The organism is Lonsdalea populi (assembly GCF_015999465.1).
GTDB classification, from domain to species: domain Bacteria; phylum Pseudomonadota; class Gammaproteobacteria; order Enterobacterales; family Enterobacteriaceae; genus Lonsdalea; species Lonsdalea populi.
Window position 1 is genome coordinate 1,789,823 of record NZ_CP065534.1, and the last position, 21,824, is coordinate 1,811,646.

Annotated in this window: 16 protein-coding genes; 9 read left to right on the forward strand and 7 right to left on the reverse strand. The window is 55.5% G+C overall.

Annotation, left to right across the window (positions count from 1 at the left end):
* Positions 1 to 11: 11 nt before the first annotated feature.
* From I6N93_RS07785 to I6N93_RS07800, 4 genes are all read right to left on the reverse strand, one after another.
* Entirely contained in the window at positions 12 to 824 is an 813-nt protein-coding gene (locus I6N93_RS07785) for a mannosyl-3-phosphoglycerate phosphatase-related protein (RefSeq protein WP_085684148.1), read from the reverse strand.
* Between the two features lie 708 nt (positions 825 to 1,532).
* Complete coding sequence (glsB, locus tag I6N93_RS07790; RefSeq protein ID WP_085684144.1) at positions 1,533 to 2,456, reverse strand: glutaminase B; 924 nt, start codon at positions 2,454 to 2,456, stop codon at positions 1,533 to 1,535.
* Positions 2,457 to 2,709: 253 nt separating this feature from the next.
* Positions 2,710 to 3,408 (reverse strand): expansin EXLX1 family cellulose-binding protein, encoded by a 699-nt coding sequence (locus I6N93_RS07795; protein ID WP_085684495.1) that lies wholly within the window; start codon positions 3,406 to 3,408, stop codon positions 2,710 to 2,712.
* Positions 3,409 to 3,689: 281 nt separating this feature from the next.
* On the reverse strand, positions 3,690 to 3,956 hold the full coding sequence (locus tag I6N93_RS07800; protein WP_085684142.1) for a DUF3811 domain-containing protein: 267 nt from the start codon (positions 3,954 to 3,956) through the stop codon (positions 3,690 to 3,692).
* Positions 3,957 to 4,287: 331 nt separating this feature from the next.
* Here I6N93_RS07800 and I6N93_RS07805 point away from each other — a divergent pair, with 331 nt between their 5' ends.
* Positions 4,288 to 5,868, forward strand: coding sequence for a methyl-accepting chemotaxis protein (locus I6N93_RS07805; protein ID WP_407943911.1), 1,581 nt, complete (start codon positions 4,288 to 4,290; stop codon positions 5,866 to 5,868).
* Between the two features lie 265 nt (positions 5,869 to 6,133).
* Here the strand turns inward: I6N93_RS07805 and I6N93_RS07810 are convergent, their stop codons facing one another.
* Entirely contained in the window at positions 6,134 to 6,562 is a 429-nt protein-coding gene (locus I6N93_RS07810) for an OsmC family protein (RefSeq protein WP_085684138.1), read from the reverse strand.
* Positions 6,563 to 6,786: 224 nt separating this feature from the next.
* On the opposite strand from I6N93_RS07810, the gene I6N93_RS07815 reads away from it, so the two are divergent.
* Both I6N93_RS07815 and I6N93_RS07820 read left to right on the forward strand, forming a co-directional pair.
* A complete protein-coding gene (locus I6N93_RS07815; protein WP_085684136.1) occupies positions 6,787 to 7,869 on the forward strand; it encodes an NADH:flavin oxidoreductase/NADH oxidase in 1,083 nt (360 codons plus the stop codon).
* Positions 7,870 to 7,989: 120 nt separating this feature from the next.
* Positions 7,990 to 8,730 carry an SDR family oxidoreductase gene (locus tag I6N93_RS07820; protein ID WP_085684134.1) on the forward strand — a complete coding sequence of 247 codons (741 nt, stop codon included), beginning with the start codon at positions 7,990 to 7,992 and terminating at the stop codon, positions 8,728 to 8,730.
* Between the two features lie 74 nt (positions 8,731 to 8,804).
* On the opposite strand, the gene oxlT is transcribed toward I6N93_RS07820, so the two are convergent.
* A complete protein-coding gene (gene oxlT, locus I6N93_RS07825) occupies positions 8,805 to 10,064 on the reverse strand; it encodes an oxalate/formate MFS antiporter (RefSeq protein ID WP_085684132.1) in 1,260 nt (419 codons plus the stop codon).
* Between the two features lie 573 nt (positions 10,065 to 10,637).
* Between oxlT and I6N93_RS07830 the strand changes: the two genes are divergently transcribed.
* The 4 genes from I6N93_RS07830 (at position 10,638) to I6N93_RS07845 (ending at position 19,360) form a co-directional block, all read left to right on the forward strand.
* Positions 10,638 to 11,975, forward strand: coding sequence for an SrfA family protein (locus I6N93_RS07830; RefSeq protein ID WP_085684130.1), 1,338 nt, complete (start codon positions 10,638 to 10,640; stop codon positions 11,973 to 11,975).
* 2 nt (positions 11,976 to 11,977) lie between these two features.
* Positions 11,978 to 14,965: a virulence factor SrfB gene (locus I6N93_RS07835; RefSeq protein WP_085684128.1), complete on the forward strand. Its 2,988-nt coding sequence runs from the start codon at positions 11,978 to 11,980 to the stop codon at positions 14,963 to 14,965.
* On the forward strand, positions 14,962 to 17,460 hold the full coding sequence (locus I6N93_RS07840) for a putative virulence factor (protein ID WP_085684126.1): 2,499 nt from the start codon (positions 14,962 to 14,964) through the stop codon (positions 17,458 to 17,460). The genes I6N93_RS07835 and I6N93_RS07840 overlap by 4 nt, the downstream gene beginning before the upstream one ends.
* Before the next feature lie 349 nt (positions 17,461 to 17,809).
* Entirely contained in the window at positions 17,810 to 19,360 is a 1,551-nt protein-coding gene (locus I6N93_RS07845) for a ferritin-like domain-containing protein (protein ID WP_085684124.1), read from the forward strand.
* 47 nt (positions 19,361 to 19,407) lie between these two features.
* Here the strand turns inward: I6N93_RS07845 and I6N93_RS07850 are convergent, their stop codons facing one another.
* Positions 19,408 to 19,995, reverse strand: coding sequence for a hypothetical protein (locus I6N93_RS07850; protein WP_139829899.1), 588 nt, complete (start codon positions 19,993 to 19,995; stop codon positions 19,408 to 19,410).
* A gap of 247 nt (positions 19,996 to 20,242) precedes the next feature.
* Here I6N93_RS07850 and ogt point away from each other — a divergent pair, with 247 nt between their 5' ends.
* Together ogt and fnr are read left to right on the forward strand one after the other, a co-directional pair.
* Positions 20,243 to 20,755 (forward strand): methylated-DNA--[protein]-cysteine S-methyltransferase, encoded by a 513-nt coding sequence (ogt, locus tag I6N93_RS07855; RefSeq protein ID WP_085684120.1) that lies wholly within the window; start codon positions 20,243 to 20,245, stop codon positions 20,753 to 20,755.
* Positions 20,756 to 20,952: 197 nt separating this feature from the next.
* Positions 20,953 to 21,705 (forward strand): fumarate/nitrate reduction transcriptional regulator Fnr, encoded by a 753-nt coding sequence (gene fnr / locus I6N93_RS07860; protein WP_085652022.1) that lies wholly within the window; start codon positions 20,953 to 20,955, stop codon positions 21,703 to 21,705.
* The last annotated feature ends 119 nt before the right edge of the window (positions 21,706 to 21,824 follow it).

A 21,824-nucleotide genomic window follows, 5' to 3' on the forward strand; every position in this document is an offset into this window, starting at 1 on the left:
AAATTGTAGAATTAATAAGTTATGAATTGACTGAGGTAGTGGCTGAGACCCTCGCTCCAGCCCCGAGGTCCCGGGGATTCCGTGCGGTAGACTTCGCCATGATACTCTGGTGACAATGTCACCTTATCGCTGACGGCCCCCTTGATGATGACCGCATACTGCGTTGCCTCCAACAGAGAACGATCATTCGGCCCGTCGCCGAGCCCTAGCGTGGTCATAACGGATCCGGTCCGTTGTTGATAATGCTTTGTCAGCCATTCCACCGCATGGCCTTTGCTGACGGACTCGCCCATAACATGATAGAAGCGTCCGCCCTGCGTTAACGCGAGCTGATAGGGCTTGAGACAAGCGGCAAAGCGTTCCAGTTCATTGTGATTGCCCAACCAGATTAACGGCTCAGAACCTTGCCGACGTCGCGCAAGCGCCGCATCGCTCTGGGGAAGCCCGGTTATACCGGCCACCTCGGCGTCCGTCATATCCGAAAACCCTCTGAAGTTAAACGACTGTTCCGACCGCAAAGAGTTCAATATCCGGCAGAGACGAGGGTAGTTCGCGCTGAAGACTTTATGAGGGAAATCAGGATGATTTACCCAGGGTGCGGGAAGCGTCACTGACGCGCCGTTTTCGGCGATGAACGGGGTATCGCTCAGGCCCAAAGAATGCTGCAGCGGCGCCACTTCGGCGGCCGTTTTACTGGTGGTGATAATGACCGGCACCCGTGCGGCCCTCAGACGCGCCAGCCACGGCTTGGCGGGTTCCCAACGATAAGTGTCATGGTCCAGCAGCGATCCATCCAGATCGGTAAATATCACCCATTCAGGCATTTGACCTCCGATGATGATGACTGGGGGGCTTAACAGGTTAACTCGGGTAGGTATAAGGACGCAGCGATAATAGCGATAAAACTATCGAAAAATCATCATGATGAATGAGACCGCTGCCTTTCATGCTTCACTAAGCGTATGCGCGTATTTCCATTTGTGCAACCCGATGAGCCGTAGCCGAATCTCCCTGCCGGTCGCCAAAATGAAAGGGCGGGGATTTAGATCCCCAGCGTAACGCGGGCGATGCAGCCCGCCGCCAGATCCCATGCCCCGGCACCGACCATTTTGTACACGATGGGCGCCCGGCAGCCGGTGCATCACGTAATGCGTCGATCAGCGAACGAACGGATGCCCAGTCCACGCCGGCCAGAAGCGAATCGCCCGCTTCTTGTTTCGCGCCTTCGGGGTCATCTACAAAGACCTCGCTTCCCGCCAGCGTATAAGGGCCGATTTCCGCCATATTCGGCTTGAAGGCACCGACGCCGATGACCAAGACTTACCAGACGTTCAGGGCTAAGAATACCGTCTGTCGCATACTCTTCCGCGGAGTGGGCAATGGCAACGACCAGCGTGGCAAAACTGAGTAATTTGGCCGTATCTTTACGGTTATAAGTGACGTAGGACGGGCTTTTCACCAAAACTCACTGAATTTAAATGGAAAATGGGGCCCTGGGCGTCAGGAGACGACGACGTCGGCCTTCATGGATGCTAGAAAATGGACCATTCGAGGCGTTCTGACAGCCGCTCCAGCGCTGCAATGCCCGCCAGCGAGTTCCCCGACGCATCCAGCTCCGGTGACCATACGGAAATACTCATTTCTCCCGGCACGATGGCAACAATGCCCCCACCGACGCCTGACTTGGCGGGCATGCCTACTCGCCACGCAAACTCACCGGCGCCGTCGTACATTCCGCTGGTAATAAGCAATGCGTTCACCTGACGCGTCTGACGTGAGGACAGCAGGGCGGGCGCGCTGCCCTGTGAACGCCCATGACTGGCGAGGAAAAGAAAGCAGCGCGCGAGTTCTGCGCAGCTCATCGACAGCGAGCAGTAGTGAAAATAAGTTTGCAGCACGCTGGTAACGTCATTATCGAAATTGCCGAAGGATTTCATTAGCCAGGCTATCGCCGCGTTGCGCGCGGAATGCTCGAATTCGGACTGCGCCACCGTGCGATCGTAGTCGATATCGGGCTGGTCGGTGAGCGAACGCACCAGTTCCAGCATCCGCAGCCGCGGGGCGGCGAGGCGGGTTTCCAACATGTCGCACACGACGAGTGCGCCGGGATTGATAAACGGGTTGCGAGGTTTGCCGTGCTCCAGCTCTAGCTGCACCAGCGAGTTGAAGGGTTGACCAGATGGGTCTTTGCCGACGCGTCGCCAGATCTCGCTGTCCTGATAACGCGTCAAGGCCAGGGACAAAGAGAGCACCTTCGATATCGACTGGATAGAGAAACGCGTATCGGCATCGCCTGCCTGATAGCATGACCCATCAACGCTGCAAACCGCGATCCCCAGGTGGTACGGCGCGACGCCGGCAAGGGCGGGGATGTAATCCGCAACGTGGCCTTGCCCAATCAGCGGACGGACGTCTTCCAGTATTTCTTCCAGTAAACCATTGCTGAGTTCAGCCAAGGCAGACAATCTCCGACGAATGAAACAGATCAAAAGGAATGTAAGAACCGCGTGAGGCCTATTTTTTCACAAATTTTAGGCCGTGCGCAAAGTGGGGGGCCATAAATAACGAAGGGGCGGCGACGCGGCCACCGTCGAAGGGCGGTCTCGATATCAATAAGGATGACCGGAAAACGTCTATTTTCGGCCATCCCTGGCGGATTACTCTCGCGCGCCATTTTACGATAACGGCGGCATTAGCAATACGTCTCTGTTACGGCAGCTGTACGTTGCCGACGACCATATAGGCTTGCGACGTGCTTTCCGGCATCTGCGGCAGCACATCCCGTAATTGGCGGCCCTTGATGTCGGTAAATCTAATTTTCGTGGTCTGGTTTCCCAAATTTTCCAGAATGAAATGGTTGTAACTCATTTTAGGCGCCGAGACCCAATTATTATTCTTCATGTATTGCATGGCGATAATCGGGTATTTGGCATTGCGGACCTGAACCGCCGCCCAATAGGGATTTGAGCCTTCTTTAATGCGATAGATGACATTCCCTGTGACCGGGGCTTCAACCAGCTGCCAAGAGATATTGATGATCCCGTCCTGTAGATCGCCGATTTTCTTGAATGCGTTAAAGGAAAGATCCAGTGCGCAATCGCCGCCTTCGGGATAAATATCGGTGACATACACGGTGGTGCTGCCTTTGGGCCCCGTCACTTTCAGGTAGGCGCCCGCCATCGCGGCATTGATGCCGTTATAGTTCAGCTGATTGCTATTCAACGCTGTGATTTCCATATCGCTCGCGATGGGGTCCAGCAGCAGCGCACCACCCGAATATCCGGAACCGGTGGCCGTCGCATAACCGGAGCAGACGTTATTGATATTCCATGATGCCTGAGCGGCGTTAAAAGCAGAGGAGGAAAGGTATAATAATGAAGTCGCCAACAAAAGCGTTTTGTTTTTCATATTCACATCCATTATGAATTAATTAAGAAATCAAATGAAATCCGTAATAGTATTTTTTAGAGCAGAACGTTCAGCTAACAATACTAATTATTCCATTAAAACTATTGCCCCCTGATAAATGCAGGTTAGAGCAACGTCACGTTTATAAATCAGGACGGCGTTCTTATCAAGGAATTTTATCTTAAAATGCGGAGGGCGAAATAATGACCGCCTCGGTAAAGACGATCATTATTTTTATATTATTTCTTTGGGGAGTATTAAATTTCGAAAATCCCCAACAATTAACGATGACCACGGAGATGCGCGTTGCCGGACCATTGATAGGTTGCGGAAGTATCGGGTTTGAACTTGTTTTTCTTCTTTTCTGCGCGGGCTTGTTTGGCGGCGGTGTCTCTGACCTGCATCAAATCATCTATAAATTTGTCCTTGATGTGGTTGTTTTCAGAGTTGGTCAGCGGCCTGCCGTGCTGCTTTCTCGCCTGGTCGAGCAAGGTTTTGAGTTGACGCTGCTCGCTTTCCGTCATGTCTTTCTGAGTGAGTCTGGGCATAAATCTCATTCCGCATTAGGGTCGGAACGTCATTATAGTGGAAAAATGCCGTTGATTCTCAAAAATCGTCACGAGTTTCGTATTACAACGATAATGACAAGTTTTCTATATTTGTTGTATATCGTCACGAGTTATTTAAATAAGTAAAAGGAGATATTGGTCTTTAAATGGACACGCTCTGCCGCGCGTATCAAAAAAATCAATTTTTGGTCCGGAGTGCCGATAATTATTCGGCAGGTCTTCAGTTTCATGAATGAATACGCAATATTCAAAATTGTGAGAAAATAATATGACTTATAATCTTAATGTTTTAGTTCCGGCTGAAAGAACAATGGCGGGCAAGGAAAATACGCCGTTACATGGAAAAAATCTACGGTTGACTCCGCTTTTCGTCATTGTGTTTTCCGTGGTACTGGCGCTTTTTGCCATGGCGATCGGCACGGCGTCCTACTTTTTGTGGCAAGGGCAGCGCTCCCTGGTTGAATCCACCCAGGAACTCAATATCCGTATGGCGCTGGTCGACAGCGCCAACCATATGCGCGCGGCGCGCATGAACCTGATGCACGCCGCGAATAGCAGAAACAAGGGGCAAACCGAACGTTACAACGCCAGCATCAACGCAGCGGAGGTGCGCCTCGCGCTCTCGCAACAGATGTTTAACGAATATATCAACCGAGCAAATCGTGCAGAGGAAGAACTGCCGCGCGATCGTGAGTTGGAAAGCCGATATAAGGACTATATCGATAACGGCATCCTGCCGATGTTTAATCTGGCTAAGACGGGCACGTCCCAGCAAATCGATGATTTCGAGTCTGATGTCGTCGATAGCTTGGATTTTCAATATGATATTCCATTGAAAGCCTCTTATCTGTACCGCGTCGATAAGGAAAAGGTCATCACCGAAAAGGCCAAAAGTCATTCACGGCTGAGTTATCTTCTGATGGGCGCCTCCTTCCTGTTAACCGTGGTGCTGGTATTTATTACCTTTGGCATAATCCACCGCATCATCATCAATCCCACCCGATACTGGGTTTCACGCATTCAGGCCATCACGAAGGGGGATCTGACGCAGTCCAACGTCCCGACCGGCAACAATGAAATCGGCGTTTTGGGCGATAATATCCAGCAAATGCAGCAGTCGCTCTATGACACGGTATATTCGGTGCGCGACAGTGCGGCGTCTATCTATAGCAGCTCCAGTAAAATCGCCGTGGGAAATACCGACTTGTCTGCGCGTACGGAGCAACAGGCTGCGGCGCTGGCCGAGACGGCCGCCAGCATGGAGCAGTTGACGGCGACGGTAAAACAAAATACCGACAATGCCCATCACGCCCGGACGGTGGTCGCGAATACCTCTCAAAAAGCGACGGAGGGCGGCGAGATTGTGGATCGGGTGGTGGCGTCGATGGACAAAATATCCCGCAGCGCGGACAAAATCACCGAAATCATCGCACTGATCAACAGCATTGCATTTCAGACTAATATCCTGGCCCTTAACGCCGCAGTCGAAGCCGCGCGCGCAGGAGAACAGGGTAAAGGCTTCGCCGTTGTGGCGTCAGAGGTACGCAATCTGGCCCAGCGCAGCGCCAATGCCGCGACCGACATTACCCGATTGATTCAGGATTCTGAAACCTGTGTAAAAGAGGGCGCGGAACTGGCCAGCAGCGCCGGCAATGCGATGAAGGACATTGTGTCTGAAATCAACAACGTGACCAGCATCATGAATGAAATCGCACTGGCTTCAGATGAGCAAAGCAGCGGCATTAATCAGGTTTCGCAGGCCGTCTCCGAGATGGATCACGTTACCCAGCAAAATGCCGCGTTGGTGCTGGATGCGTCGGCATCGGCAATGTCGCTGGAAGAACAGGCCGAGCGACTGAATCAGGGCGTGGCCAAGTTTACGTTGAATTGATTTTCTTAAAGGGATGAATCAACAACACGGCAACGGCAGCACCGGACCGGGAACGCCAGTTCCCGCCCATCCTGCCTTGATTCGTATAATGTATATTATGTTAAATTAAGGCATTCCTCATGTCAGCATAGTAAGCTTCTCCATTTAGTGACATGCCCTTTCGAGAAAGCGCCTGATGCACTGCATCGGGCGTTTTCGTATATGAGGTGGGAACGTTGGATCACTGCCCCCGGAGTGCGTACCGGGGACAACGCCGAGGGGGTAATTAGTTGAGTTTATACTGCAACGTAATCTCAGCGTTTAAAACCTGGGACACCGGGCAGCCGGCTTTCGCTTTTTTGATGATGGCGTCGAACTTGTCGGCGTCGATACCCGGGACTTTCACCGCGCTGTCCAGTTCGATTTTGGTAATGGCGAATCCGCCGTTGGCTTTATCCAACAATACGATGGCGGTGGTATCGATGCTGTCCGGCTTAAAGCCCTCTTCACCCAGCATCAGCGACAGCGCCATGGAAAAACAGGCTGAATGGGCGGCGCCGATCAGCTCTTCCGGGTTAGTGCCGGTCTTGCCCTCGAAACGGGTGTTGAAACCGTAAGGCTGCTGGTTCAACGCGCCGCTTTCCGTAGACACCGTGCCTTTACCCTGCTTGATATCGCCTTCCCAGTGGGCTTGCCCTTTCTTATGAATGGTCATGCTTTCTCTCCTGTTGGTGAATCCGAACTGTAAGTATAGAAACTTATCCCGTTCCTGCCTGAATTCCCGCTATGGCATGTCCTGTTTCCACGATCGGCCGCACAGGTTTACGCCAGTCATTTGTCAGAGGGTGGGAATCTGGCGCGATGAAGAATCTGACATACACTCAATACTCATCTTATCTATCCCGTCCTGGTTATTTATCTCACTGCTAAGGCAAACGTATGAGCCAACTCTTCACCCCGTCAAAATTGGGAGCGCTGACGCTCGATAACCGCATCGTGATCGCGCCGATGTGCCAATACTCCGCCGAACAGGGTTTTCCCACCGACTGGCACGCCATGCACCTCGGCAACCTCGCGCAATCCGGCGCCGGGCTCCTGATCCTGGAAGCGACCGCGGTTCAGCCCGAAGGCCGCATCAGCGCGAAAGATCTAGGCTTGTGGAATGACGAACAGGGAACCGCGCTGGCGAAACAGGTTGAGGCTATTCGACGCTACTCGCCGATCAAACTCGGCATACAGCTTGCGCACGCGGGGCGCAAAGCCTCCACTGCGGAACCGTGGAAAGGGGGTCAGGAGGTGACAATCGCCGAAGGCGGCTGGAAAACGGTGGCGCCCTCCGCGCTGGCCTATGCCGACAGCAGCCGGCCGGTGGCGTTATCGGCGCAGCAGATTGAACAGCTCAAGGCGGATTTCGTTTCCGCCGCGGTGCGTGCTGAAAAAGCCGGATTTGATCTGATCGAACTGCACGCCGCTCACGGTTATTTGTTGCATCAGTTCCTGTCGCCTCTGTCCAACCAGCGGGACGATGAGTATGGCGGCTCACTGGAAAATCGGATGCGTCTGGTGCTGGACATCTTCGCGGACGTCCGCGAGGCGGTATGCATCGCCGTCGGCGTAAGAATTTCCGCCACGGACTGGGTCACCGGCGGCTGGAACGAGGACGACTCGGCGACGCTGTCCAAACGGCTGGAAGCGCTGGGCTGCGACTACATCCACGTCTCCAGCGGCGGCCTATCCCCCGATCAGGAGATCCCCGTCGGTCCGAACTATCAGGTCCCGCTGGCGTCGAAGATCCATGAATCAGTCAATATTTCCACCATCGCGGTGGGGCTGATTACCGAAGCGGAACAGGCGGAAGCCATTATCGCCACGGGACAGGCGGACTTCATCGCCCTCGCCCGCGGCGTGCTGTTCGACCCCCGTTGGCCCTGGCATGCCGCCGCCAAACTGGGCGAAACCCTCCGGGTTTCCCCGCAGTATTTGCGCTGTGAACCCCATGCTCTGCGTGGTTTGTTCCAATAATGCGATGATGGCCGGAGCCAGAACGGCTTCGGTCATTCCCCCGTCATTGATGTGCAATATCGTACAACGCAATATTCTGGACGCTTACGTCCTCACACCCCCCAATCAGTAGGTGCAGGCATGAATAACATTAGCGGTAAAGTGGTCGTGATCACCGGCGCCAGCAGCGGTCTGGGCGAGGCCAGCGCGCGTCATCTCGCCGGTCGCGGCGCCGTTCTGGTCCTGGCGGCGCGCCGGAAAGCGCGGCTGGACGGACTGGTCGCCGACATTACCGAACACGGCGGTAAGGCTATCGCCGTCAAGGCGGACGTCACCCGCAAGGACGAAGTGCAGAATATCATCGATAGCGCGTTGGCCGCGTTCGGTCGCGTGGATGTGATGATCAATAATGCCGGACTGATGGCGATCGCGCCGCTGACTCTGGGCAAGACCGAGGAGTGGGATCGCATGATCGATATCAACATCAAAGGCGTTCTGTACGGCATTGCGGCGGCGCTGCCGGTGTTTGAAAAACAGCAGTCCGGACATTTCATCAACATCTCGTCCGTCGCCGGCGTCAAGGTATTCAGCCCCGGCGGGACGGTCTACAGCGGCACCAAGTTTGCCGTTAAAGCCATTTCCGAGGGGCTGCGCCACGAGGTCGGGCCGCATATCCGCACCACCACCCTCTGCCCCGGCGCGGTGGACAGCGAGTTGAAACACGGCAGCACAGATGCGCAGAGTCTGGAGTCGGTCAATGAGTTCTATCTAGAAGCCATTCCGGCGGACGCCGTGGCGCGGGCCGTGGCCTATGCCATCGAACAGCCAGACGAAGTCGACATCAACGAAATCGTGCTGCGCCCGACGTTCCAGGCATTTTGAATCCTCTCACTGGCTCATCCTCCCGATGAGCCTGCCCTTGCCTGCGATCTTCCTCCTCTCTTCCGGCGAACCAGTCAGCTATGGCTGCGGATAAAGCGTAAACGCCAGGGTTTGAGCACCCACAGCGCCAGCGCGGCGGTGACGAAATCCAGCGTGATCGCGGTGCCGAAAACCACATGCCACCCCTGCGTGTATTGGTACAGCAATGCCGCCAGCGGGCCTCCCAGGATCGATCCCACGCCCTGCGACATATACAGCCAGCCGTAGTTGGCGGTCGCGTTTTGCGTGCCGAAGGTATCGGTCAGCGTCGAAGGAAATAGCGAGAAGATCTCGCCCCAGCCAAAGAACACGACGCCTGACAGCAGCACAAACAGCAATGCGTTATCCCGCGACATCAGCCAGAGCGTCATTGCACACCCTTCCAGCGTAAACGCGATAAACATTGTGTTTTCACGCCCGAAGCGGTCGGAAATAAAGCCTAACAGCGGCCGGGTCAATCCGTTGGTGAACCGGTCGATGGTCAGCGCCAGCGGCAGCGCGGCCATACCGAACACCACCGCGCTGGTGATGCCGAAGTCGTGGGCGAAGATCGCCATCTGCGACGTCACCATCAGTCCGGAGGTCGACATCATCGCCATCATCAGAAACATCAGCCAGAACAACGGCTGACGCAGCATCTCACGGGAGGCGAACTGGCGCTGGCTCTGTTCTAGCTTGCTCGGCGGCTGCGCGGCGGTATCCTCGTCGACCGGTACTCTCAACCCCTGACTGGCCAGCAGTCCCACCAGCGCGAACACGCTGCCGAAGACCAGTAACGTCCACTCCAGCCCCTGCTGACCCAGACTGATCGAAATCGGAAACGTGGTCAGGATCGCCCCCATACCATAGCCGGCGGCCACCATACCCGCGGCGAATCCGCGATGACGCGGGAACCAGCGCACCATCAACCCCACGACGCCGACATACACAATTCCCGTCCCCAGTCCGCCAAGGCAACCATAAACCAGGTAAAGCATCGCCAGATTCTGAACCTGCGCGGAGAGTACCCAACTGAGCCCGGATAATACGGTCCCCAGCGAGATCAGCAGGCGTGGCCCGAAACGATCGATCAGCTTGCCCTGAAACGGCGAGAAAAAGGTTTGCAGAATAATCAGTAGAGAAAAAGTGACCTGTAGTTCAGGCAGGCTGACGCCGATTTTCTCTGTGAATGGTTTGGTCATTAAGGTCCAGACGTATTGCGGACTGGATATCGAGGCCATGCAAATTAATCCCAGCACCATCTGAATCCACTTGGTGCGGGCCGATACCTGTATTGGCATACTGAGCGCTGTCATTATTCATTTCCCCTTGCTTAACAATGTCATCGCGCATCCCTGAGATGCGTCGAAAAACTGCGATGGGACGCCGGTCTCTTTGTGATGATGACGCAGTTGGCCCGGAGTGTGGTAAGCACTATCTATGCCACCCGATAGATAACGCGGGAAGAGAAAGCGAGCGACCAACGGGTAACGCGTTGACCAAATCCGAGATGATGCGGCTGTGGATATGGAGTGGTGGTCTCCCTTCCAGTCCGAGACCGCAGTAAACGACGTTTAATGGTGCGCATCCGATACGGCTGCGCACCCTTTTCGTTCATTCGCTGCCTTCGTTCGCGCCCGCGGTGGTGGTTTTGTATGACGTGAAATGACACGGCGGTGTGGTCGGTAGAACGCGCTTCAGCATTTCATTACTTTGCGTTACGGGCTACCCTTGGTACGGGAAAAATTAACGCTGATAGGGCAAGCATTTATTCCTTTTGCCGCTTCTTTTGGCGTTTGAATTGCTGGTAAAAAGGTAGAATTTACGCTGGCGCAGACATACACGAGCTTTTTCTGCCTGAAACATCTACTACACAAGGTCTATTTGGCGTGGCAAAACTATTTTTACGCAGTGGCAATCTGGACGACTTTCTGGCGTTAGGAGAGAACGGACAGCCCGTTTACGCTTCGGCGCTGCAACTCAGGGAAACACTGCGACTGCGTAAGCAGCAGCCGATCGCTGGCTGTCTGGCCATTCCCCAGCCTAATGAAAAAGGCGATCGCATCGACTGGTATGCGCCCATCGCAGGCAAAATGACGTCCTGGATGGCCGCAAGCGATGAACAGCGCGAGTACGCGCTTGAACTGCTGGAACAGTACCAGCAAACCATCGCCGCGATTAGCGAGAAGGCGCAGTCCTCCGAAAAACCCGCGCTGAAACTGTTTGGCGTCCTGCTGGCGAAAGCGATCCAGTTCCCCGGTCCCAATCATGTTTATCTGGTTGATGATAAACCGGTCATTACCTTCTGGGGCTTCGTCAATCTCGGCAAAAAATTCCGCGCCGATGCGCTGGAATGCCTGCGCCCCGTGGCGCCGCCCGAACCGCCCGCGATGGTGGAAGCGCCCGAGCCGGAACCGCTTGAAGCGCCTGAACCTGAGATTCAGGAACCAGAGCCAGATATTGCCCCCGTCGTATCGTCCGAACCGGCTCCCGCGTTTACGGTGCCGGACGTGCCGAAACCCGCGTCACGTTCTGTCTGGCTACGCGCGTGGTGGCTAATTCCCTGCGCCGGTTTGCTGGTCACGTTGGGCATGCAAATGCGCAGCTGTGTATCGTTGCCGCCTTCCGAAAAAGCGCCTTCGATGGTTGTCGTCAAACCCGAAAAACGCGTATTAGACGCGACCTCAACGCCGGTGGAATCCCCGCTGCTGAGCTTCTCGGGGCTGCCGTTGGGTGATGCCACCATAATACCGCCCGTCGCGCCGCCTGCGGTGGCGAGTGAAGACAAAGCGCCGGACGCCGCGCCAGCCAGCGACGCTGCGCACCTGACGCCAGCGCCCAAAGGGGTGCTGGTCATGCCGCCAGAGTCCATCCGCGTCGGCTCTGTCCGGTTCCTGAACGGCAACTGGCAGGCGACCGCCATCGTGAAAAATCCGCTGACCGGCAAGCCGCCGGTGTTGAGGTACCAGATCCAGAACGGTAAAGGCCGAGTGAGATTCACTTACGGCGATAAAGTCACCTGCCGCGCCGACGTCGAAGCCGGACTTCATCAGTCGGGTAACCTGGTGATCAACAGCCGCTACCGCGCACGATGCAGCGACGGGTCGCGTTACAGCATGCCGGAAGTCGTTTGTAACCGGGTGGACACCGCCGAAGCGGCGGACTGCAAAGGCCGTTTTGACGCCGACACGATATTACCGATGACGATTAAGCGTGAGAGTAAATAATAATGCTGGCAACCATTACTGATTATAAACAACGCATTACGCTGATTCAGAATAGCGGTATCCAGTTTCTCGATTTCGCGATCAAACTCAATTCTGAGGCAGACATTGCCAACCGGTTTATCCGCAAGAGCGCCAATGGCCCCCTTCTGCGGTTGATTTACAACGAAAACAACGGCAAGTTCGTGCTGCCTGGCGAAACCAATGTCTTGCCGGAGGCGGTAAACCCCGAGTCGAACTTCACGCTGAAGCGGTCATTGAACCTGCTAAGTCAGGCCTGGCTGCCACTGCCGTTTTTCCGCTTCAACCCGCCGCGAACGTTCCTCGGCGGCCCTCAAAACTGGGCGCGCGTTCAAGTATTAGAGTTGGACCAGCCGGATGAGGACGGCAACACGCACCGCATCTGTCTGGCCTTCGATACCAAGGTTTATCCTGAAAGCCATGAATATGAGTCGCTGGCGCCGAGCGAGAACGACATTAACACCGGCAGAAACTTTACTTTGGCCTACCACAGCGACGAGCTGTATGAGTTTCTGGATCTGACCTGGGTCGACGGCTGGCTGCGCGAGACCTTCTCTCAGCAGGCCGCGAAGCGCGAACGTCGTAAGCCGCACGAAATTCGTCAGGGACTGCGCGACTTCGAATATCAGGCGCATTTCCTCAACCTGCTGGACGTGCTCGGCAACCTGCTGGACATTCCCGAGGTGCAGATCACCGCCAGTACGCTGCAAGAGCCGGCCGTCAACGTCGACCTGATCCTGGATGTGGGCAACTCGCACACCGCCGGTATTCTGGTGGAAGATCACGCGGACGAAAGCAATGGGCTGAAGCAGACCTACGAAATGCAGATCCGCGACCTGAGCGAGCCTCACCATCTTTACAACGAGCTGTTCGACAGCCGCGTGGAGTTTGCACAGGCCAAATTCGGCAAACAGAACTTCTCCTACGAAAGCGGCCGAGAAGACGCTTTCGTATGGCCGTCCATCACCCGCGTCGGACGCGAGGCCAGCCGTATGGCGCTGCAGCGTCAGGGGACGGAAGGCTCCAGCGGCATTTCCAGCCCGCGACGTTATCTGTGGGACGAAGAACCCTACATGCCCGGCTGGCGTTTCGGTCAGCCTGCGGGCGCAGCCCAGCAGGAGCCGTTGGCGACGGCGATGCCGCTGACCATGCTGGTCAATGACGAAGGTCAGCCGCTGTTCAATTTGCCGTTGGATGAGCGTCTGCCGGTATTCGCGCCCCACTACAGCCGCAGCGCGGTTATGACATTTATGCTGTCCGAACTGCTGGCGCAGGCGTTGATGCAGATGAACAGTGCGGCGCAGCGTCAGAAAATGATCCACGCCAACGCGCCGCGTCAGCTGCGCAACATTATTCTGACCCTGCCCTCGGCAATGCCGAAGCCGGAGCGGGAAATCTTCCGCCGCCGTATGTATGAGGCTATCGGACTGGTGTGGAAAGCGATGGGCTGGCACCCGGCGGATGAAGACTTCCACACGCCGCAGGATAAAGCGCTGAGCCGCGTTCCTGTGCCGGAAGTCCAGATGGAGTGGGATGAAGCGACCTGCGGCCAGATGGTATACCTGTATAACGAAGCGCAGGTGAACTTTGGCGGACGCGCTGAAGCATTCTTCGCCAGCATGGCGCGTCCCGATAAAGAACTGGCGGACGACGAACAGCCCGGAAAAACACTGCGCATCGCCTCTATCGATATCGGCGGCGGCACCACCGACCTCGCGATCACGCAGTACTGGCTGGACGACGGCGTCGGCAGCAATGTGAAGATCATTCCGCGCCTGCTGTTCCGCGAAGGGTTCAAAGTGGCGGGTGATGATATCCTGCTCGACGTCATTCAAATGTACGTCCTGCCCGCGCTGCAGGCCGCGCTGAAAAAAGCCGGTATGACCAGCCCGGAAGGCGTGATGACCCGCCTGTTCGGGAGCGAAGGCCGGATGGATGGGCAGTTGACGCTGCGTCAACAGGTCACCTTGCAGCTGTTCATCCCGATCGGTCAGGCGGTGCTGGAGGCCTATGAAAACTTCGATCCGCTGGATCTGAATGCGGAGATCGACGCCACGTTCGGCGAGCTGCTGAGCCAGCTGCCGACGCAGAAAGTCCTGGATTACGTCAACAGCGGCGTGCAGCGCGAGCTGTCGGAAGAAGAAGTCGGCTTCGATATTCTGCAGGTGCCGCTGGTTCTGCGCTTAAGCAAGCTGCACGCCGAGTTCCTGTCCAACCGCATGAGCATTACCCAGCATCTGCGTCTGATGTCCGAAGTCGTCTCGCTCTACGCCTGCGATGTGCTGCTGTTAACGGGACGTCCTTCGCGCTTCCCCGGTATTCAGGCCCTGTTCCGTCATCTTCAACCGTTGCCGATCAACCGCATGCTGTCGCTGGACGGCTACCACACCAGCGACTGGTATCCGTTTAACAAGCGTGGACGGATCGACAATCCGAAATCGACCGCCGCGGTAGGCGCGATGTTGTGCCTGCTGGCGCTCGACCTGCGTCTGCCGGGCTTCTATTTTAAGGCGGGCGATTTCCAGCCCTATTCCACAGTGCGTTACCTGGGAATGCTGGACAGCAGCCAGGCGTTGACCACGGATAATGTTTACTACCATGATATCGATCTGGATGTCGCCGACTTCACCCTGCGCGAGCAGCCTGGTTTCGACGTGCGCGGCTCACTGTGCCTGGGTTTCCGCCAGTTGGATAACGACCGGTGGCCCGCCTCTCCGCTTTACTCCCTCTCGATTGTAGATCCGGAGCTGGCAAGAAAAGTCGCGGGTGACAGTATGTTGCACGTGCGTCTTGACGTCGTCAAAGGCGAAGGCCACGACACGCCGGAGTGTTTTGAGATCGCCGAAGCGATTTTGGGGGATGGCCAACCGGTGCCTCCGCAGCATTTGAAACTTCGTCTGAATACTCTGGCCAGCACTGGCTCGGGCATGACTCATTACTGGATCGATAGCGGGAGCGTCTTTAAGAAATGAAACCATTAACGCCCAAACAACTATCGAGCCGACTTAACCGTCAGTTGCAGTCCGTCTCTCAGGGCGTCGACGAAGCGATAGCCTGGCTGGACGATACGCGCCGTAATGTTCCTCGTCTGGATATGGAAGCGGATCGCCTGAGCATCAAACTGCGCAGCAGTCGCAATAAGGCGCGCGATCTGATGGACTCCGCCACCAAAGAGATCGCGATGGGCTTTTTCGGCTTGTCGCAGGCGGGCAAGTCCTACCTGATTTCGTCTCTGGCCGCCGGTGAAAACGGTCGGTTGGAAACCAGCGTCGGCGGATTGACGCTGGATTACCAAACACACCTCAACCCGACGGGTCAGTCTTCGGCGTTTGTGACGCGTTTTACCCGCCAAACAGAAGGTAAAAACACGCCGAACCCGGTTCAACTGCAACTGCTGAATGAAGCGGATATCGCGCGGATTATGGCGAATGCGTTTTTGTATCACCGTCGCACTCCGGCGAATGAAGCGTTGGATGAGCAGCACATCGCCGAGCACCTGAAAATGCTGGCGATGCACCGGCAAACCACGCCGGTTCCTGGTATGGACAGCGACGACGTGGTCGCGCTGTGGGACTATCTGGCGCGTCACGACGCCAGGCGTCAGACAATTCTGGCCGGTCAGTTCTGGCCGACTGCGGTTGAGCTGGCGCCTTTCCTGAGCGTGGACGATCGCGCCAGCCTGTTCGCCCTATTGTGGGCCGAGCAGGCCGACATCACGTCCGCCTATCGCTACTTTGCCTATACGCTGCAACACCTCTCCAGCGCGCGAAAAGTGCTGGCACCGCTGAGCGTACTGGTGGATGAGAGCATGCACGCCGACGGCGGCATCCTGAACGCCAGCCTGTTCGACCGCCTGAATAGTCCGGCGGATATGAGCGTTCAGGTGCGTCCTATCGTGGGCGGCCGTGCGGCGAAAACCGTCGAACTGTCTCTGGCGGAGCTGATGATGTTGACCGCGGAGCTGCAAATTCCGCTGCTGAACGCGCCGCGTGAAACGCTGTTCGAACAGGTCGATTTACTGGATTTCCCCGGTTTCAGTCTGGTGAACGACGAGCCGAATGTGGACAATGAGAAAGACTTCAGCCGGCCTTTACGTAGCGCCCCCCACCCGCTGGCGCAGACCCTGCTCTACGCGAAACGCGCCTATCTTCTGGAGCGTTACACCGACAGTCAGGAGATGAACGTGCTGTTGGTGTGTACGGCCGCCGCCGGTAAACAGGATGTGAAAACCGTCGGCAAAGCGCTGGACTACTGGGTACGTCATACTCAAGGCGAAAACCCGCAGATACGTAGCCGCCGTAAACCCGGATTGATCTGGGCGGTCACCAAATTCGACCGGCGCTTTACGCACGGACACAACAACGACGAGGCGGTTCAGCGCTATGTCGGCAACCCCGGCGATGCCTGGGGAACGATGCTGGCGCTGGACAAACGCGGTGTGAATCGTATGGCGGCCTGGCTGGATGCGGAAGTTCGCCGCGAGGTGAAACTCAACCGCGTCAACGAACAGTTGAGCGAGCTACAGCGTGAGCTGACCGAGAATCTGTTGGGGAGCTGGTATCAGCCCGCGGGCGCGGATGCACCGGCGAAAAAGCAGCAGATTGCCGAGTCGATGCTGAAAGCATTGCAGACCCGAACCGGTGTTCACGGCGAAATGTTGGAACGTCTGTTGCCGTCGCGGGATGAGCTGCGCAGGCTGTATCTGCAACAGTCGGATTTGTCTCCGCGCAGCTATAGCGCGTATCCGGACGATGTGGACGCCGCTGCGCCGCCAGCGAGCTATGAACCCTTCGGCGTGGGGTTGGAAATCGATCTGTTTAGCGATGAGCCGGTCAGCGAAGAACCCAACGACGCCAAAGAGCTTAAATCCCCGGAGCCGGATATTGCGGACAGTCAGGGGTACGAGGCCGAGTTCGCTCGCAGCGTCTATCGCTATTGGATCACGCACTTGCGCAATCTGCCGGAAAATGACGCCGTCATAGAACTACTTGGCGTGGCCCGCCCCACGATCGAAATGTTGGTGGAGGAACTGATCACCGCCGGAATTCGTCTGAAAATCGAAGAAGAGCTGCTGACGGTTCTGGTGAACGCAGAGCAGTCGGACCTGAACCGGGAAAATAAAACCGACCGTCAGGTTTCCCGTGCGCTGACCGTGCTGGGCGACTTCGTCGCCTGGCTGGGCTTCCAGCGGGTGAAAGAAACGGAACGTCCGGAGAGCCGGGTCAATAAAGGGCAGAAAATCTTTGCCCGTCCCGAAAAGCAGGCCGGAAGTTTTGGCGCCGCACAGCGGCTGACGCGCCTGTCCGTGACGCCGACCAACAGTACGGCCTATTACATCTACGACTGGCTGATCGGTCTGAATGAAACCATTATCCGCAATGCGGGCTATGCCGCGGGACGGGATATCAGGCCGAAACAGCGTGAGCGTCTGGGACAAGTCCTGGCGCTGATCAAGTCCGACGCGTAAATTTGCCGGCACCGCATCTGATGACCTCAGGTGCGGTGCTTGTTTTCTCCCCTCACTCCTCAACCTGGTCGCGTGTGCGACGACCTTTCGCATATTATTCTCCCTGCTTGTCGCCGCGACATTGATACTTTTCGCTCCATCACATGCACGCGTTATAACGCATGAGCCTATGCCTGACGTGTGTGGCGGACAAAAAGCGATCCAGATCAACGCCTTTAGAGAAAACCGACAAAAACCATACAAAATCAGCACGTGTTGTGGCCTGATCGAGAGAACGATATAAGAAAAAAACTTCTTTGCGTGAAACCGATTTCACGACTCACACAGCCCCCAAAATGGAATTGTCACCATGAATTTACACGATCACGCTTGCCAGCATCAGAGGGAGGCTCACTTCACGGTCAACGGATTTGTCGAGCTCGACAGTCGACAAACGCTGAGTCAGGAGCTGGATGATATCCGCACTCTGCTGAAAAAAGCGATGGTGCTGGAACACACCGTCATCCCCCCTTACCTCACTCTGCTTTATACGCTGAACGACGATAGCGACCACTGGATATTGAACGTTATTCGCAGCGTCGTCGTCGAAGAAATGTTGCACTTCGTTTTGGTCGGTAACCTGCTCAATGCCGTGGGCGGTTCGCCGGAGGTCAACTCCCCCGACTTCTTGCCGGACTATCCTGCGCCGCTGCCGTTTGGCATCGATGACCTAGAAATTCAGTTGCACGCGTTCTCTCCCCACGCCATCCATCAGGCGATGCAGATTGAGCATCCGAAATATGTCCGCCCCGAGGTCGTGGCGAATCACGTCTGCAGCGACATGACCATCGGCGAATTTTACGTCTATATCGAATCTCGCCTGCGGGCAGCGGTGAAGGCGTTCGGCGAAAAAGCGGTCTTTTGCGGCGACGCGAACCGCCAAATCGCTCCCGAACATTTTACTTACGGCGCGGGCAGTAACGTGATCCCGGTGTACGACTTGAACAGCGCCACTGAGGCGGTAAGAGTCATTTATCACCAGGGAGAAGGATCGCCGAATCAACTCTGGCTCAGCGATGATGGTGAGATAGCGCACTACTATCGGTTTAATGAAATCTACCGCGGCCGTCGTTACGTGTCTTGTGACACCATCGCCAGCGGACCGTCGGGCGTACAGCTGACTACCGGATGGGAACACGCCGTCAAAACCCACAGCGGACTCAAAGTCAGCGACTATCCCGCTGGCGATGAGCAAGCGGCGATCGTGCGGTTTAACCGTCGCTACTGCGAATTGCTTGAACAGCTTCAGCAAGGATTGTGCGGTAAACCTCAAAAACTGATGCCGGCGCTGGCATCCATGCATGCGCTGCGGGATGACTTTCTGCATATCGTTCGTATGCCGTACCCCGGCGACAACGATTATTCTTGTGCGCCAACCTTTGAATATACTCCGCCAAAAGTGACGACGTCACCGAGCGCCGTGCTGGATGTGAGTTTTAGCAGCAATCAGAGCACGCTGAGTACGTTGATGCTGGCCTATGCTTCCGGTGATGTACAAAAGGCGGTGGCGTGTATGAGTGAACACATCGTCTGGGATATTTCCGGCCCCATCGATGTTCCCTACGCCGGCGTTTTTTATGGGCATGACGGCTTTAACCGTTATTGGTCGCTGATGGAACAAACGGTGGAGTTCAGCAGTATCGGCACCGAAAACGTATTTTTCAACGGCAACGAGGCGATGGCCTACGGCGGCGAGCAAGGCATCACCAAGACGACGCGCATGCCCTACAGCTATGACTGGGCGATTCGCTACGAGTTTAATGAAGATCATAAGGTGGTGCTAATGCGTCAATACTTCAACCCGATGCGTATCCAGGCGGCGTTAGCGGCATCTCCTACGGGGGGCGCGTCGGGCGGTTAAGCGGGGAAATGACGTGGGTCTGCGCCTCGGCCCACATACGGTAGAGATTATTTTGCTGGCAGCGCATGCATCTTATCGCTGATTTCGAGGACCTGTTTATCCTGCGCCGCGACGGCGGCGGGCAATACGGCGATATCAGTGAAGGTGACCGGCTGCACTTCCATAATCCGACCTTGCACGTAAGTGGCGCAAAGGGTGTGCAGCACCTGTTTGTTCAGCATCGTCTGCAGACAGCGTATCGTTGAACCGTTGCTGCTGGTCAGTATCCGCTTCTCCGGCGGGATCCGCTGGCGCAGCATCTCTTTTTCCGCACTGGCGATGACGGCGTCCACTTCGGTCTCCCGATCGGCGTGAGGGATTTCGCTGCGGGTATTGACTGGTAGTGTATACAGAGAAATCAGCGCCTTACGTTTTTTCGCCGGCTCAATGTACTCCGCATCAATAATATGGTTGCTTGTGTCCGTGTTCAGACTGCGCCGCACCAAACCGTCGATGGTATCTGGTAACGCAGACGCCAGCGCCTGTGACGTATAGCCCTCTATCCTGTCTGAGTCGGTGTTCTGCGTCTGCCCGATAGCAGGCATTGTCAGCAACGCTGCGGCGACGATATAACTGACCCGAAATTTCATCGGCATAGCTCCATCCCTATCTCTTTATTAAACGTAAATGTTGTGAATCAATAGGTTCTTATCGGCTGTGCTTCGAGATTCTTTTCTTAAGAGGCCTTATTTGTACAAAAAAGCGGTAATTCAGGGTGATCATCAAAATTACGGCTATGAAATCCGCCATAGCCAGCTCCCCTTTGCTGATGATCTAGCCATAGTCAAAAAGCGAAGCCGATAGTATGCTCGTTTAGCCACTCATCTTTCTGGGGACACCGTGATGCAAACATTTCTATTTGATAAAATTTCGACGCCAATTGGGGAACTGATGGTGGTTGCCGATAAAGATCACCACCTGCGCGCACTCGAATGGAGCGAATTTGAAGGAAAGCTGCATCAGACGCTAAAGCGTCGCTATCGCGATTCGCCCGTGCGGCTGACCCCCAGCGCTAATCCCGGCGGATTGAGCGAAACGCTACAGCGCTATTTCGCCGGAGAATTGACGGCGATTGATACTCTGCCGGTCGCGGCGGCGGGAACCGATTTTCAGCAGCAAGTGTGGAAGGCATTACGAGATATTCCGTGCGGATCTGTGATGAGCTACGGCCAGCTCGCTGCTCGTCTCGGACGCCCAACGGCATCACGCGCCGTTGGTATGGCGAACGGCGCAAATCCGATTTGCATCGTCGTGCCCTGCCACCGAGTCATTGGCGCAGGAGGGGCGCTGACCGGTTATGCCGGTGGTATTCAGCGTAAACAATGGCTACTCATACATGAAGGTTACTTATCATAGCAATGTGTAATTCCTCGAGTAACATTTTCACATTGGCTTATACCTTCACATTTAACGGTTAACACAGGATTACCAGCTATTCACATTTCTAAACTCTCAGAGCGTTATATTCACCCTTCCAGGAGGTCTGTGGTCTTATCAGTGACCTTAAAAGCTGTTAAAATTGACCAATGTCAATTATCGCCAGAGCAAAACCTATGATTCCTGAAAAGCGCATAATCCGACGCATCCAGTCTGGTGGTTGCGCAATCCATTGTCAGGATTGCAGCATCAGCCAACTCTGCATCCCCTTTACCTTAAATGAGCATGAGCTGGACCAGCTCGACAACATCATTGAAAGGAAGAAACCGATCCAGAAAGGACAAGCGTTATTTAAGGCCGGCGATGAGCTGAAATCCCTTTATGCCATTCGCTCTGGAACGATCAAAAGCTACACAATTACCGAACAGGGCGACGAGCAGATTACCGGATTTCATCTGGCTGGTGATCTGGTCGGGTTCGATGCCATTGGCAACGCTCTGCACCCGAGCTTTGCGCAGGCGTTGGAAACGTCGATGGTCTGCGAAATCCCCTTCGAGACGCTGGACGACCTGTCTGGAAAAATGCCCAATTTGCGTCAGCAGATGATGCGGCTGATGAGCGGTGAAATCCGTAGCGATCAGGACATGATCCTGCTGCTGTCGAAAAAGAATGCGGAAGAGCGACTGGCTGCCTTTATCTACAATCTGTCACGCCGCTTTGCGCAACGAGGCTTCTCTCCCCGCGAATTCCGTCTGACGATGACGCGCGGCGACATCGGTAACTATCTCGGCCTGACGGTCGAAACCATCAGCCGTTTGTTGGGCCGCTTCCAGAAAAGTGGGACGCTGGCGGTAAAAGGCAAATACATCACAATCGAAAAGATTGAAGCGCTGGCCGAACTGGCCGGAACTGCCCGCCAGAAAATCTAATTCCCCTGCCGAATCAACGGTTGTTCTCAATTATTGATTCGGCTCCCATCATCAGTTGTTCAAAATAATTTTCTTGGGGTACTCTTATTTATACAGGCTGCGAATCGTCAGCCGAAAGG